Consider the following 14,706-nt stretch of genomic DNA (forward strand, 5'->3'; position numbering starts at 1 on the left):
ATTGAGCGTATTGATCTGATGGAGTGTTTTTTAGAAGTTTTTGACAAAAACCGCATTGAAGCATTAACCGCTGATAGAGAATTTATAGGTAAGGAATGGCTCTCTTGGCTTAAAACAAATCAAATAAGATACGTTTTTCGAGTTAAAGAAAATAGACCATATATCAGTAATGCAAGGGGAAAAATGGTTAAAATACAAGAGTTATTTCGCCCTCTAGCCATARGATCGCATGTGAGTTTGTCACAACGTAGAATTGGTACAAAAGGTGAAATATTTAATGTAGTAGGGATCAGAAATAAGAAGAGTGAACTTGCAGTCTTAATACATAGTGATGAGATCAAAAATCCTGCTGAGATATATGCTCAAAGATGGCAAATTGAAACAATGTTCAAAGCTTTTAAATCAGCAGGATTCAACTGTGAAGCAACTCATATTACTAATGATTTACGATTAGATACATTGATGCAAATATTGTCTATTGCATTTTGCCTAGCTTATCAAACTGGAGAGATTATAGTTTTAGATAAACCAATAGTTATTAAAAAACATGGTTATAGGCAAAATAGTATATTTCGTGTTGGATTAGATACATTGGTTAATATCTTGTATAATATTTCTACTCAATTAGTACGTTGGATACAGCTGTTGTCCTTGATATTCCAATATCCAAAGATGATAAAATGAAAAATTGTCATGTAGTAAGATCTTAATACGAAACTCGCGTAATATAGCATAGGATTTAGCATATCAAGAGAGATGTAATAGAAGGTTTATTATCAGACATTTGATAATTTATCAGTGCTGCAACCATATGCACAAAGGCATTTGTAATTGATCTATGCCTTGAATGCTCAAACTTCCCCAATAGTTTAATGTCCCCCTTCGGGGATAAGAAATCCCTCGCCTTCAGGCGAAGGGAAGATATAATGAAATTGCTTTAGCAATGAATTTATATCAAGAAACATGAGAAGTTATAGAAAGAATAGTCATAGTCAGTATGATTTAAAAGTACATCTTATATGGATACCAAAATATAGGAAGAGAGTATTGATAGGCAAAGTAGCGGAAAGGGCTAGAGATTTACTAAGGCAGATTTGTATGGAACATGAAGTATATATAATTTCAGGGAAAATATCATGTGATCACGTGCATATGTTTATCTCATATAAATCACAAATATCTCTTAGCAAGTTAGTACAGTATTTAAAAGGTAGTAGCTCAAGAATTTTATTGCAAGAATTTGCTCATTTAAGAAAACAATTTTGGGGCAATCATTTGTGGGCTAGGGGCTATATGGCGGTCAGTTCAGGTAATATAACTGATGAAATGATACAGCACTATATTGATGAACAGGAAGGTGAACCTGTGAATGATGATCGATTTCTAATCGATTCCACTTTATAACCCCTCAGCTTATAGCTGAGGGTTCTTTAGTTTTACTAAACACAGATTCTATTAATGCTTTTTTAAGCAATAATATTTTATCCAACATAGACATAAGTTTATTTTTCATATTTTTCTTTACCCTAGTTACCATAAAAATTCCTTGCTCTAAAAGTTGTAGAAATAATTGTTGCGAAATATAACCACGATCTCCGAATACTTTACCAAAAAGATTTTTGATTATCAGTTCCAGCTGTTTTCTATCATCCTTATTGCCAGGGCTAAAAGATGCTTTAACTATACCACCGGCTCTATTAATTATTAGATGTAGTTTAAGTCCATAGAACCAACCTTTTGTTGTCTTACTGCTTGCTGCTATGCCGGCGAACACTTTATTCATTGAAATACGGTATCTCTTACATACCTCTATACTACTTGAATCTACAAAAGAGAGTCCGTCACACTGATCCAAAATAGAATTGAATATTAGTACTAATAGTGGTAAATGTGGACCTATTATTTTTATAAATTGACTATAGCTTACTAATTGAAAATCTCTTTGATGATGAATTCATATTTGCTTCAGATAATAATTCTTAAAACAATCATAAGATGACTGCCAGTAGCCTATTATAATTGTTATTACCTCACTTCTGTTCAGTCGACTTTTAGGACCAGATTTGTTGTTATGGTTAGTAATTGAATTTGTATGCTTGTCTAATTCTTGAAAAAAATCATCGACGTAACAAAATATTTCTGTAAAATCCATTATCATAGGTTATTGCTCTTAAAGTTTTTTCAATAACCTATAAACTTTTTTCTAATACTATAAATACCATATTTTAATTAGCAATTTGTATTTTGTACTCACTTTATAACAAAAACAGTATTATTAAGATCCCCGTAACCCAGTTACTATCAGCTATTCAGCAACTTTTTGAATACGAAACTCGCGTTGATTACTTTACCATATCCTTTTATTAATATCACTATCTTAATTGCCTATGCTATATCTTCAGTATCAGTAAGCGAACTAAACTCATCTCTATATAATAAATCATTTGTAATATTTATAACATTCAAAGTTTCACCGGTATTGCCTTCATAACAATTTTTAAATGCTAAGACTTTAGTAAAATTATTAGTCTCAAGATATACTCAATTAACCTGAAGAGTTGCAGAAATGGTTAACGGTAATAGTTTGGAAATTATCGTTTATTAAGGTACGTAACCTATCTTTATAATCGGCGATGTTGCTGAAAAATTTGTTTATTGCTTCCGAAAATTGTTCAAAATTATGATAAAATTTATTATTAGTTGTAATACTGTATACTGTGCATAAACTTCCATAATCTCTCAATTGGGTTAAGATTTGGACTATATGGTGGCAAAAATACTAGCTCTATGTTACTATTTACTAGGTATTCCTTAACTTTCTTGGATTTGTGGTAACTAGCATTGTCACAGATTAAATATATTCTTTCCTTGTCACTATTCTCCTCTTCCAACCTTTGTAGAAAATTAACTATCTGCTCCCCATTTATTTTGGGGTTCTCTGTCCTTACTAACTGTAAATCAGCTAGGTTAATAGCACCAATCATGTGCTTTCTTCTCCAGCCACTGAATGTCGGTAAGGTCTTATTTTGGTTCTTTCTTATCCAACCACACCTTGCCCTTGCTTGATACTGAGGATGAACACCATCCATAAAATATATGGCTTCCTTATCTCTAAGATTCCCTTTTAGTAAACTGTAGTTTAACTTAAATAATTCTTGCTTGTCAAAATCCAGTTTAGCCGCTACTACTTTCGGCTTCTTGTACACAAATCCCAGTTTGTATAGTAATTTTGTTACTCCCGTTATCGTATATGTCACACCATATTTGTTCTCAATGTGATGCATGATATCTTTAGCATAAACATAATTATTTACTTCTAGGTGACTCACTAATTCTGCCCTCTCACCATCACTTAATTTGCTTGTGCTACCTCCATTATTGGTAAAGCTTATTGGCTTTTTGATAATCAACAATGTGTTTTCTTATCGCTTCATGGCTCAAGAGTAGTACCTTAGCAATCTCTACATTACTATACCCATCCATACATCAAAACTGCCTTAATACGATCACGTATGCGTCCGTCTCGTTCTGTCTTATGACGTTCCTTCAACTTTTCTCTTTGTTCTTCTGTCAATACATTCTTACTCATCATGTCCTAAACTCTACAATATCTCTCCTATCTTTGCAACCCTTCATTTACGAACAGTATATTTAAGTAACTTTTTCTTTGCATAAATAATTTTGCCTTCATCATTAGCAATATTATTAAGTTTCTCTCCAACCTTACTCATCATTATATTTACTTCTTTAGCTAATAACTTAGGGTCGATGTCATAATCACTAGATTTAAGCATATCTCATACCATTATAGTTATAATATTAGCTATATACTAAATATTAATCATTAATCAAGTCTTCTTTACTAATAGTTACAATTTTATTTTATAGTTATAATTAATAAATTTGTTAAGTTTATACAAATATTTATTGACAATTATTAACTTTTATTATATATTGCCGCACAATACTAAATATTTACGGTATTGTGATGACAGAAAAAATTGATAATATAAAAATCCACAGAACACTCACGCTTTCCGGCGGTGGGATTAAAATCGCTGCAATGTTTCCTTTTCTTATAGAACTCGAGGAACGAACAGGGAAATCTATTTCCGAGCTATTCCCTATTATGGCAGGAGCTAGTGCCGGTGCTCTTGCAGCTGCCTTATTAACAATTCCAAAAGAACCGGGTTCAAAAGAAGCAAAATATAGTGCTAAAGAAGCATTTGAGATATTTAAATCAAGTGCAAGTGGTATATTTCCCGATACTTTCTTAGGTTCGGTTAAACAAATATTTACTCATAAACATAGTCAGAAACCTTTAAAAGAATTATTAGAAAAATATATAAGTGATAATAGGATGGATAGCCCTACTTCCCGTCTTATTATTTCGGTAAATGATTTGACTACTAATGGTACGGGATTAAAAATTTTTGACAGCTTTCACGGCTATGGTCCTCATGTAAAATTAAAAGACGTATTACTTGCCACAACTGCTGCTCCTACTTATTTTAAGCCTGTTATAGGTCCTACATACGCATATGCAGATGGAGGTCTCGATACTAACAGACCGGAAAATGAAGTTTTAAAATTGCTTAAAAAAGGTTATCTCCATAAAGAGCAAAATCATATACGCAAAGAGAAAACCCTCACACGTGAAGAGCAGAAAGAGATATTAGATCATACTATGGTATGTGCCATTAATTTCAGTAATGACCTCGAACCTACGAATTCCATACCTAAAATCGGCTTTGACGGAGTAATAGGTTGGCTTGTGAAAGGAAAGTTGATAAACAGGCTTATGACAAATAAAGAAGCATCTTCCACTGCAGAAGCTAAAAATGATCTGCCGGGAAAAGATGAATTTTTTGAAATAGGATTGCCTATTACTAAAGAGACTGAAAGCTTAGATAATGCAAGTCCTGAGAATATAGCAAAATTAGAAGAAATAGGACGTAAATATGTAGCAGAGAATAGTGAACAAATACAAAGATTATGTGATACTTTAATAGATAATTTAAATAAAGAACAAGCAGCTAATCAAACCGTAGAGTTGATAGATGAAAATTTTGAAGAAGACGAAAATATAGAAAACAATAACGAGGCAATTAATAAAACGATAGCTCAAGCTCTAGACTCTGATGATGAAGGTTTTGAAGAAGATCCAGAGTATGAAAAAGATGAATTATTAAATGATATTAAGAAATTTTTAAATGCATTTAGTAAGCAGAATCCAACGTTAAAAACCGATATAGATAACTTTTTACAGAAAGCAGAAAATTATACATTAGAAGAAATTAAAGAGTGTATTATCAGTTTTGAACAAGCTAGTTCAAAATGGCAAAGCGAGCCGAATAACCTTGATGTATTTAGTAGCTGCAGTATGGAAGCCTTAAAAGAGGATATTATTACTCTTGAGGGTGAAGAGCATACAGATAATGTACCGGGTTATAATGAGATTGTAGCATAATATTCTTTTGCCTCCCTAATAAAAGGAATTAAAAATTCTTAATGTCTCATTCCTAGCTAAAAACGGCTTTGTTGCATGGATACCAAATCGTCATTGCGAGCGACTGAAAGGAGCGTGGCAACCTCAGGATTTTGGCACGAGATTGCTTCGTCAAAATTTTCAATTTTTCCTCGCAATGATGAAAAAACCTATCCATGCAACAACACCCACAGCTGCTCGCAATGACGACACCTGTCTTTAGTTAGGAATACTTGGCTTTTTCTTATATAAAATCCAAATACAGTAAAACGAAATAGCAGAGCTAATACTTAAAATGAAGCATAATAAAGCAAAATTGCTTATCATTTCGCCGTGTATTTTAGAAACCAAATAAGTTACAGCAGCGATAACTACGTAGTATATTGCACCGAATATAGATCCTGCTGTACCTGTTACTTTAGCATAATCCTCCAGTGCATAACGAAGCGTCATAGGGATAAGTAGATTATGCCCAACCATATGAATCATCATCGGTGCAAATATCATAGCGATTGCAAGACTATGACTCGCTGAAACAACTTCTAATATAAAAGCATTTACCGCAAATAATATACAACCGCACAGACTAAAAATAAATCCTAAACCCATAACTTTTTTATCGTGTACATGGCGTTTTTTATTAAAACCCTCCAAAGATAGCGGCAAAAGATAACAAAAACGCTAATTTAGCGTAAAAAACGCGAGTTTCGTATTCAAAAAGTCGCTGAATAGCTTATAGTAACTGGGTTACGGGGATCTTGATAATACTGTTTTTGTTATAAAGTGAGTACAAAATACAAATTGCTAATTAAAATATGGTATTTATAGTATTAGAAAAAAGTTTATAGGTTATTGAAAAAACTTTAAGAGCAATAACCTATGATAATGGATTTTACAGAAATATTTTGTTACGTCGATGATTTTTTTCAAGAATTAGACAAGCATACAAATTCAATTACTAACCATAACAACAAATCTGGTCCTAAAAGTCGACTGAACAGAAGTGAGGTAATAACAATTATAATAGGCTACTGGCAGTCATCTTATGATTGTTTTAAGAATTATTGTCTGAAGCAAATATGAATTCATCATCAAAGAGATTTTCAATTAGTAAGCTATAGTCAATTTATAAAAATAATAGGTCCACATTTACCACTATTAGTGCTAATATTCAATTCTATTTTGGATCAGTGTGACGGACTCTCTTTTGTAGATTCAAGTAGTATAGAGGTATGTAAGAGATACCGTAACGCGAGTTTCTTATTAATAGAGGAACTGAATAGCTGATAGTAACTGGGTTACGAGGACATTAGTAATATTGTTTTTGTTATAAAATGTACTTAAAACTGCATAAATTTTTAGTAAATTGTCTTTTTTGACTATAACTATTAAATTGTAAAACTTGTCACACCTCTTACAAACCTTGAAAGGATAAGCATTATAGCATATTCATTAACCATAATTTAGGCATCTTAATACGAAACTCGCGTTTTAATAATTACCTGCAAAACCTCAAAATATTTACTGCTTTGGAGAAAAATCTATATAAGAATTTGTTTCAGGTAAAACTTTATAATATAAAGCTAATAATATAGTACCGGTAAGGCTAAAAAATACAAAAACATAATGCCAGCTTAAATATTCTATAATATAGCCCCCTATAGATGAACCTAGAGAAGGGATAAATAACAGCCACGGAGATAAGCTAGCATAGACATATGATAATTCCGAACCTTGATAGGAGTCTCTAGCCATAGCCTGGCCCAATAACAGAACCTACACTTACACCAAAAGCTTGTACAAAACGAGCTATCATCAGCATTTCTATATTAACTGCAAAAATGCTAATAATTGAAGATACAACATAAATAAAAAGCCCTAATAAAGCTATAGGTCTTCTGCCGTAAATATCCGATAATCTGCCAAGCGATAATATACCAAGAGCAAACCCTAGAAAATATAATGTAGACGTAATTTGAGTGATACCGCCGTCAATACTGATGAACGAACATTAGAATTCCCCATGACGAATATTAAAATTCCCCATTTTTGAGTAAAAAATATTGTCTAAAGTATTACATTATTATCCTCCGATTTTATAGTTAATTTTTTGCCTTTCGCTGTAGCGATTCTATGACTTTCAGTATTTAGTTTAAGAATTGAAGAATGGTGAACCAATCTGCCAATAGCTGCTGACGTAGTCATTTCATCTTTAAAAATAGTATTCCATTTTGCAAAAACTAAATTGCTAGTAATTAATACACTACTCATTTCATAACGTTCAGGTAATAAGGTAAATAAAACATCAGTTTCTTCACGATTATATGGTACATATGATATATCATCAATTATCAATATTTCAAAATAATCGAATTTTTTAATAATTTGCTTAAGTTTTAAACTAAGTTTTGCTTCTAGTAATTGTTGAACCAAATTAGCTGCTGTTGTATATAATACACGCCTACCAGCAAGACACCACTCACGTGCTAAACCTATACTAAGATGACTTTTGCCAGTGCCAGGATTACCAAAAATAAGTATATTTTCATAGCGATCCATAAATTCTCCTTGTGCAAGATATTGGATCTTAGTTGACGATAATCCTGGGATACTCTTAATATCAAAGTTGCTTAATAACTTATCTCGAGAGAGTTTTGCTTGCTTCAGCAATCTGGCAATACGTTGCTGATGTCTATGTTCTAACTCACGTATGGCTAACTCCTGTAGTAATCTATATATGTTTTCTTTTCTTGCTCAAAGCTTTCTGCAACTGATTTGTAGCATGATGCAAAAGTAGGTAAGCAAAGGTTCTTGAGTAAATTATTTAGCGGTTGCAGAGTTATTATCTGTTTACTCATGCGACCTCCATTGTTTTAAAGCAATGTAATTGATCATATTCAGACAGTATTGGTTGATTAATTTTTACTGAACAAACAGTTTTAGTCTGACTATTTAGTAAATCTGTAATATGATCAATTATTGGCTCAATCTTCTCTTCTAATAGCACTTCTAATGCAGCAACTACATTCAATTCTCCATACATTTTTGCTAATTGTAATATTTTAAGATATATTTTATGCCCTTTATATGGATATATAGATATAAGCTGGTCATATACCTGACGAAATATAGCACGTGGGAATAAAGCTTCATAATATTGATATTGGACAAATGCTCTAGGTTTACGTACTAAACTATCAATAATATGTCTATAATCAATAACATAGCCATTGCTGATTCTAGACATTTTTTGTAAACATTTGTTACCATAGTAAAGCTCTATTTCTTCAGAATAAATATAAGCTTTTAAAGTATAACCTATTAAGCGACTAGGCACAAATAAGCTACAGATAAAATACTAACTGTACTGCTTGGGTTAACACGTACTGATAATATTGTAGGTGCATTCCATTTCCTGATTGGTAACTCTTTTAAATAAACTAATTCTTCAGCTAATTTTTCTTTTCTACAGCTATTGCGCTTTTCTTTAATTTATGGTCTTAAAGGTTTTCCAGAAGCAATAAATAGCATTTTCCCAAAAACCACAGTACAACTGTGTATTGTTCATATGGTAAGAAACTCTGTAAAATACGTATCATATAAAGATTTAAAATCGGTAACAGCTGATTTAAAGGCAGTTTATTCTGCAATAAATGAAGCAGAGGGATTAAGAGAATTACAAAATTTTGCTAAAAAATGGGATGAAAAATATCCAGTTATTTTTGATATATGGCAGAGAAATTGGTCTGGAATAGCTCCGTTCTTTAGCTTTCCGGAAGACATTAGAAAGGCGATTTACACTACTAATGCTATTGAATCAACTAACCGTCAAATTCGTAAAATTATAAAAAATAAGGGGGTATTTCCAGATGATAAATCGATTCAGAAAATAATCTTTTTAGCATTGACAAATGCTTCTAAAAAATGGACAATGCCTATTAAGAATTGGGCCATGGCTTTAAATCAATTTGCTATACTTTGTGATACTAATTTACAAAATTGGGCAAATGGAGAAATCGTACTTACACAAAAAATCTGACAAACCCTCCGTAGTCGGTGATAAAATAAATAAGCATAGAAGCATCCATGCCGGAATCTTCGCAATAATTTTCATAAGTTTTATAATACTCTAATACGCTATATTAATTTAAGAAAAAATAAATACTTATGAAAAGTTTTCAATATTATTTACAATAGATTTTTCTTTTTTTCTTTCTCAAGCTGCTCTTTTTGCTGTAGTTTATCTAAATATTTATTGTAAAACTCATTAGTTATATACATTAACTCCATATCAAAATTAAGATGTGGAGAATCTAAAGTAATAGTGCATCATCATCAACAAAAATCGCCTTTTTATCACCGACAAAAGGTATATTTTTTCTTTTAATGTATATTTTTCTGATAACATACCAAATAATTCATTAAAATTATTTTTGCTCATTACTAAAATTACAGCTTGCACTATATTATTATTGTTACATATTATTAAAGCTTCTGAAACATTTTTAAAATCAATACTTTTAGTATCTATATAATAGTTAGTGCCATTCCAATAATTAGCTGCCTTGCCTATATTTTATATTTTTCTTTCACCTCTTCTAAGGTTACTTTATTTAATGTCCCCCTTCGGGGATAAGAAATCCCTCGCCTTCAGGCGAAGGGAAGATATAATGAAATTGCTTTAGCAATGAATTTATATCAAGAAACATGAGAAGTTATAGAAAGAATAGTCATAGTCAGTATGATTTAAAAGTACATCTTATATGGATACCAAAATATAGGAAGAGAGTATTGATAGGCAAAGTAGCGGAAAGGGCTAGAGATTTACTAAGGCAGATTTGTATGGAACATGAAGTATATATAATTTCAGGGAAAATATCATGTGATCACGTGCATATGTTTATCTCATATAAATCACAAATATCTCTTAGCAAGTTAGTACAGTATTTAAAAGGTAGTAGCTCAAGAATTTTATTGCAAGAATTTGCTCATTTAAGAAAACAATTTTGGGGCAATCATTTGTGGGCTAGGGGCTATATGGCGGTCAGTTCAGGTAATATAACTGATGAAATGATACAGCACTATATTGATGAACAGGAAGGTGAACCTGTGAATGATGATCGATTTCTAATCGATTCCACTTTATAACCCCTCAGCTTATAGCTGAGGGTTCTTTAGTTTAAAATATATAAACCATTTTCTCTTACTATTTTACTTATTGCTTCTAACCCTTGAGGATAGTCTTTTTTTACTTTTAATAGATCAGTCAAATCATGACCACCATCTATAATAGCATAATATTCAGGTAAAATAATTTTTAAGAATAATCGCTCTCTTATGCTTAATAAAACGTGCGATAAATACTCTTCTTGTGAATCAAATGATATAAACAATCTATCAAAACGTGCATAAACTTTTGTGTTATTGAATAAATATAAATAAAATTTTACAAACAACTGTTCATATTGATAATATTTTTCTTTATTTTCCTTAGAATTAAATTTTCTTTGATACCATATCATTAGTTCATCACATTCTTTATCAGAAAGCCAATGATCAAAAACTGAAATACAACAAACATAATATTATTTTCTAAGCCTTATACGATATCTTCAATTTCCTTATCGCTCCAAATACACTGATCATCATCTATTAAACAAAACATTCGATGAAGTTTAATATTTTCCTTGCTTAAAACTTCTTTCACAATATCACCTATAATATTGATACTTTAAGTCTTTAAAGAATTAGACTTTATTTTGAATGGTGAGCGAACGGAGTGTACACTTAAGTATATGAGTACGCGAATCCATGATAAAATAAAGTCTAATTCTTTAAAGTCGACGAGTATTTACACGTTAAATCTAAAATGTACTATATCCCCGTCCTGCATTTTATATTCTTTACCCTCTAAACGCATTTTGCCTACTTCCTTGGCTTTTGCTTCACTACTAAGATCTATATAATCTTCATAGCCGATAACTTCCGCTCTAATAAAACCTTTTTCAAAGTCGGTATGAATAATACCGGCAGCGGCCGGTGCAAACGTGCCGTCTTTAAAAGTCCAACTATGAGCTTCTTTAGGACCTATAGTAAAAAAACTTTTAAGATTTAATAGATTATATCCTTCCTTAATGACTTTACTAAGCCCTGTTTCATCTAAACCTATAAATTTTAAAAACTCTTCTTTTTCTTTCATGCTTTCAAGTAAAGCAATCTCAGCTTCTATTTTTGAAGAAATTACGACGCTTTTAGCATTTTCTTTTTTTGCTCTTTCCGCTACTAATTTTGTAAATTCATTACCAACTGCAGCATCTTTTTCAAGTACATTACATATATATAAAACGGGCTTAGAAGTAATTAACTGCAATTGTTTTAAATTATCAGCTCCTAAAGTTTCATTTAACACTCTTGCAGGTTTATCCTCACCTAGTACCTTATAAACCTCTTTTAACAATTCTATCTGCTCCGCCATTGTTTTATCGCCTGACTTTAAGCGTTTTTCACTTGTTGCTAAACGCTTTTCAACCGATTCTATATCAGCAAGTATCAACTCCGTTTCAATAACCTCAAGGTCATGAATTGGGTCGACTTTGTTATGTACGTGCGTTATATCTTCATCTTCAAAGCAACGCAGTACATGCAGTATTGCATCGACTTCCCTGATGTGAGATAAGAACTTATTACCTAGCCCCTCCCCTTTGCTTGCTCCTTTAACAAGCCCTGCAATATCGACAAACTCAATATAAGACGGAATAATTTTTCCGCTTCCGGCTAAGCTTGCTAGTTTATGCAAACGCTCATCCGGCACTAAAACTTTGCTGCTATTAGGCTCAATAGTACAAAACGGATAATTAGCGGCATCCGCAGCCTGACTTACCGTTAAGGCATTAAATAACGTCGACTTACCGACATTCGGCAACCCAACAATTCCAAGTTTTAGTGTCATAAATTTTTCCTTAAATAGTACATAACTGAATCTTTTTCATAGCCGTCTCTAGTAAATTCAAGCTTGTGACCAAGTTTCTCATAAAAAGGTTTTACTTGGAAGTCCATAGTAACAAGATGAATAAAATTACAGCCTCGTTCACGTGCTAAACCCTAAGCCTTTTGCATTAGTAAAGTACCGTAATTTTGGTTTCTTATATTTTCATTAACAAAAAGTGAATCAATATAAAACCCTCCCCAAGAACTTATACCGCTAATTCCTGCAACAAAATTTTTATCCTGATCTAAACAGGAAAATGAAAAAGATTCAGTATCTCCTACTAACCCCTTTTTCTCTAGCATCTTTGTTCAAAGCCTCAATAATTATAGTTCTATGAGTTCTATCCATTTCATCAGCATAAACAATTTCAAAATCTTGCTTCATAAATTCTATGTCGTCCTGCAGAAAGCTTGAATTACTACATGGATAAATGCTTTTTATGTCATTCCCACTTTCGCGGGAATGACATCAGAGTCTTAATATATCAAGCTATTTTATTCTTAAATTCTTCTAACTTATTCTCAATATTAAATCAAAATTATTAGCTATTATATCTATAGCTTGCAACGCTGTTTCATACTCCGGTTTAGAGAAATTATTAAGTACGTAATCTGCTACATCTTGATTACTTTGCGGTCTACCGACTCCAATTCTAATGCGGTTATAATTATTACCTATAACACCGTCAATTGATTTTAAACCATTATGCCCACCGTTACCGCCACCGGTTTTAAATTTTATTCTACCTGTTTCTAAATCAATATCATCATGAATAACAAAGATTTTTGCGGAGTGGATATTATAATATGTTTTCACTGATATCACTGATTTACCGGATAAATTCATGTAAGTAGTAGGCTTGATAAAAATTATCTTTTGTCCATCACTAATAGTTTCAGCAATCTCGCAATTAAATTTTTTCTTTGTACTAAATGATAAATTATATTGCTCTGCTATTTTCTCTATAGCAATAAAACCGATATTATGCCTCGTATATTGATACTCTTTTCCTGGATTACCAAGACCAATAACAAGAATCATAATAATTTACCTAATAAATAATAGAAGAAGTAGAGAATAATGTCATTCCTGCGAAAGCAGGAATCTAGTACTTCTGCTGTCATACCGTGGTCAAGCCACGAAAGATTACTGGATTCCCGCTTCTAGCTAGGAATGACATAAAACGAGCCAAACAACAACGCCTACGACTCCTTGCAATAACGATTTAAGTATCTAAGCAAGTCCTTATCGTAAGAATTATCTTACTTTCCTGCTTCAGCGGCTTGTTGTTCCCCTTCAGCTTCAGTTTTTGCTCCTCTACGTCCTATAATAGTTGCAAGAACAAATTCTTTTTTTGTAACAAAACTACATCCTTTCGGTAATTCTATTTTTAAAGATTTTAGCGAAGTAGCAATAGGCATATTAGTAACGTCTATAGTTACGTTTCTTGGGATATTATTAACATCACATAATAAAGTAACTCTTCTTTTTACTATATTAAAGTATCCGCCTCTTTTAACGCCTAAAGCTCTTTCTTTCCCTTCATATACTACAGGTACTTCCATTTTTTGGGTTTTTTCTTCTAAAAAGATAAAATCCACATGGCGTACTATATCCGTAACAGGATGTAACTCCACGGCTTTCGGTAATACTTTATATTTTTTCTTATCAATTGTTAAATTAATTAACTGAGAGATAAAAGCCGGCTTTCTATAATATTTAGTTATTTCCTTTTCTTCTAAAGAAATACTAACAGATGTTTTACCCGCTCCGTAAATAATAGCCGGAACACGCCCTTCTCTTCTTAATGCTCTTGCTGCTCCCGTACCGAATTCCACGCGGGATTTCGCTTCAAGTTCTAATATTTCACTCATTATTACTCCATATTAACTTATAATAAATCTTCACTATCATACTTAAGTACAATTAAAAATTCAAGTAAATTAATTCTTGACTAGAATATAGGAGTAATATATCCCTTAGTTAAAATTCTTTAATTTATTGGATAAAAAAGAAATTTAGTTCTAACCGAAATTATTTTGTAAGGAAATTATGAAACAGATACAACCTAAGCGTATTGCAAATCCCTCAAACTGTGGAGAAGAAATTAAGTCTACTGCCCCAAAACAGGAATATAACAAGGGTTTTCTCCTTGAATCTATGATGCACTCTTCTGACACTGACTATATTGGGAGGAGAGTGAAGATGATGATTCTTATGCATCAATACT

Annotated in this window: 15 protein-coding genes and 5 pseudogenes; 5 read left to right on the plus strand and 15 right to left on the minus strand. The window is 32.0% G+C overall.

Annotated elements, in window-relative coordinates; all coding sequences use genetic code 11:
* Positions 1-18 precede the first annotated feature (18 nt).
* Positions 19-684, plus strand: a complete 666-nt coding sequence (locus REIS_RS11320) for a transposase (RefSeq protein WP_008580780.1) — start codon at positions 19-21, stop codon at positions 682-684.
* Between the two features lie 55 nt (positions 685-739).
* Here the strand turns inward: REIS_RS11320 and REIS_RS16535 are convergent, their stop codons facing one another.
* Positions 740-865, minus strand: a complete 126-nt coding sequence (locus REIS_RS16535) for a hypothetical protein (protein WP_256377110.1) — start codon at positions 863-865, stop codon at positions 740-742.
* A gap of 98 nt (positions 866-963) precedes the next feature.
* On the opposite strand from REIS_RS16535, the gene tnpA (REIS_RS07570) reads away from it, so the two are divergent.
* Positions 964-1,404, plus strand: coding sequence for an IS200/IS605 family transposase (gene tnpA / locus REIS_RS07570; RefSeq protein WP_008579210.1), 441 nt, complete (start codon positions 964-966; stop codon positions 1,402-1,404).
* A gap of 4 nt (positions 1,405-1,408) precedes the next feature.
* On the opposite strand, the gene REIS_RS11325 is transcribed toward tnpA (REIS_RS07570), so the two are convergent.
* From REIS_RS11325 to REIS_RS14445, 3 genes are all read right to left on the minus strand, one after another.
* Positions 1,409-1,954: an IS982 family transposase gene (locus tag REIS_RS11325; RefSeq protein ID WP_083787777.1), complete on the minus strand. Its 546-nt coding sequence runs from the start codon at positions 1,952-1,954 to the stop codon at positions 1,409-1,411.
* A 742-nt stretch (positions 1,955-2,696) separates the two neighbouring features.
* Positions 2,697-3,413, minus strand: a complete 717-nt coding sequence (locus tag REIS_RS07580) for an IS630 family transposase (RefSeq protein WP_008579825.1) — start codon at positions 3,411-3,413, stop codon at positions 2,697-2,699.
* Positions 3,414-3,632: 219 nt separating this feature from the next.
* Entirely contained in the window at positions 3,633-3,794 is a 162-nt protein-coding gene (locus REIS_RS14445) for a hypothetical protein (protein ID WP_008580784.1), read from the minus strand.
* Positions 3,795-3,988: 194 nt separating this feature from the next.
* Between REIS_RS14445 and REIS_RS07585 the strand changes: the two genes are divergently transcribed.
* A complete protein-coding gene (locus REIS_RS07585; protein ID WP_008580785.1) occupies positions 3,989-5,470 on the plus strand; it encodes a patatin-like phospholipase family protein in 1,482 nt (493 codons plus the stop codon).
* 237 nt (positions 5,471-5,707) lie between these two features.
* On the opposite strand, the pseudogene REIS_RS13170 reads toward REIS_RS07585, so the two are convergent.
* The 4 genes and pseudogenes from REIS_RS13170 to REIS_RS07605 all read right to left on the minus strand — a co-directional run.
* Positions 5,708-6,185, minus strand: a pseudogene (locus REIS_RS13170) (Bcr/CflA family multidrug efflux MFS transporter); the annotation flags it as partial.
* Between the two features lie 784 nt (positions 6,186-6,969).
* Positions 6,970-7,493 (minus strand): annotated as a pseudogene (locus REIS_RS07595) (Bcr/CflA family efflux MFS transporter); the annotation flags it as partial.
* Between the two features lie 62 nt (positions 7,494-7,555).
* Entirely contained in the window at positions 7,556-8,227 is a 672-nt protein-coding gene (gene istB / locus REIS_RS07600; RefSeq protein WP_198408227.1) for an IS21-like element helper ATPase IstB, read from the minus strand.
* Positions 8,228-8,342: 115 nt separating this feature from the next.
* Positions 8,343-8,825 (minus strand): hypothetical protein, encoded by a 483-nt coding sequence (locus REIS_RS07605; protein ID WP_008579188.1) that lies wholly within the window; start codon positions 8,823-8,825, stop codon positions 8,343-8,345.
* A gap of 138 nt (positions 8,826-8,963) precedes the next feature.
* On the opposite strand from REIS_RS07605, the gene REIS_RS07610 reads away from it, so the two are divergent.
* Positions 8,964-9,527 (plus strand): IS256 family transposase, encoded by a 564-nt coding sequence (locus REIS_RS07610; protein WP_008580788.1) that lies wholly within the window; start codon positions 8,964-8,966, stop codon positions 9,525-9,527.
* A gap of 6 nt (positions 9,528-9,533) precedes the next feature.
* On the opposite strand, the pseudogene REIS_RS17475 reads toward REIS_RS07610, so the two are convergent.
* Positions 9,534-9,602 (minus strand): annotated as a pseudogene (locus REIS_RS17475) (bicyclomycin resistance protein); the annotation flags it as partial.
* Between the two features lie 593 nt (positions 9,603-10,195).
* Between REIS_RS17475 and tnpA (REIS_RS07615) the strand changes: the two are divergent.
* A complete protein-coding gene (gene tnpA / locus REIS_RS07615) occupies positions 10,196-10,636 on the plus strand; it encodes an IS200/IS605 family transposase (protein ID WP_008579210.1) in 441 nt (146 codons plus the stop codon).
* A 26-nt stretch (positions 10,637-10,662) separates the two neighbouring features.
* Here tnpA (REIS_RS07615) and REIS_RS07620 read toward each other — a convergent pair whose 3' ends face one another.
* The 6 genes and pseudogenes from REIS_RS07620 to REIS_RS07645 all read right to left on the minus strand — a co-directional run bounded on the left by REIS_RS07620 (position 10,663) and on the right by REIS_RS07645 (position 14,350).
* Positions 10,663-11,010, minus strand: coding sequence for a hypothetical protein (locus REIS_RS07620; protein ID WP_008580790.1), 348 nt, complete (start codon positions 11,008-11,010; stop codon positions 10,663-10,665).
* A gap of 329 nt (positions 11,011-11,339) precedes the next feature.
* Positions 11,340-12,437: a redox-regulated ATPase YchF gene (gene ychF / locus REIS_RS07625; protein WP_008580791.1), complete on the minus strand. Its 1,098-nt coding sequence runs from the start codon at positions 12,435-12,437 to the stop codon at positions 11,340-11,342.
* A pseudogene (locus REIS_RS17480) lies at positions 12,434-12,586 on the minus strand (GNAT family N-acetyltransferase); the annotation flags it as partial. The gene ychF and the pseudogene REIS_RS17480, both read right to left, overlap by 4 nt.
* Before the next feature lie 3 nt (positions 12,587-12,589).
* Positions 12,590-12,778 carry a GNAT family N-acetyltransferase gene (locus REIS_RS15910; RefSeq protein WP_008580793.1) on the minus strand — a complete coding sequence of 63 codons (189 nt, stop codon included), beginning with the start codon at positions 12,776-12,778 and terminating at the stop codon, positions 12,590-12,592.
* A gap of 182 nt (positions 12,779-12,960) precedes the next feature.
* Positions 12,961-13,517, minus strand: a pseudogene (gene pth, locus REIS_RS07640) (aminoacyl-tRNA hydrolase).
* 221 nt (positions 13,518-13,738) lie between these two features.
* Positions 13,739-14,350, minus strand: coding sequence for a 50S ribosomal protein L25/general stress protein Ctc (locus REIS_RS07645; protein WP_008580798.1), 612 nt, complete (start codon positions 14,348-14,350; stop codon positions 13,739-13,741).
* Positions 14,351-14,706: the final 356 nt, after the last annotated feature.

Source organism: Rickettsia endosymbiont of Ixodes scapularis, assembly GCF_000160735.1.
Classification (GTDB): domain Bacteria; phylum Pseudomonadota; class Alphaproteobacteria; order Rickettsiales; family Rickettsiaceae; genus Rickettsia; species Rickettsia tamurae.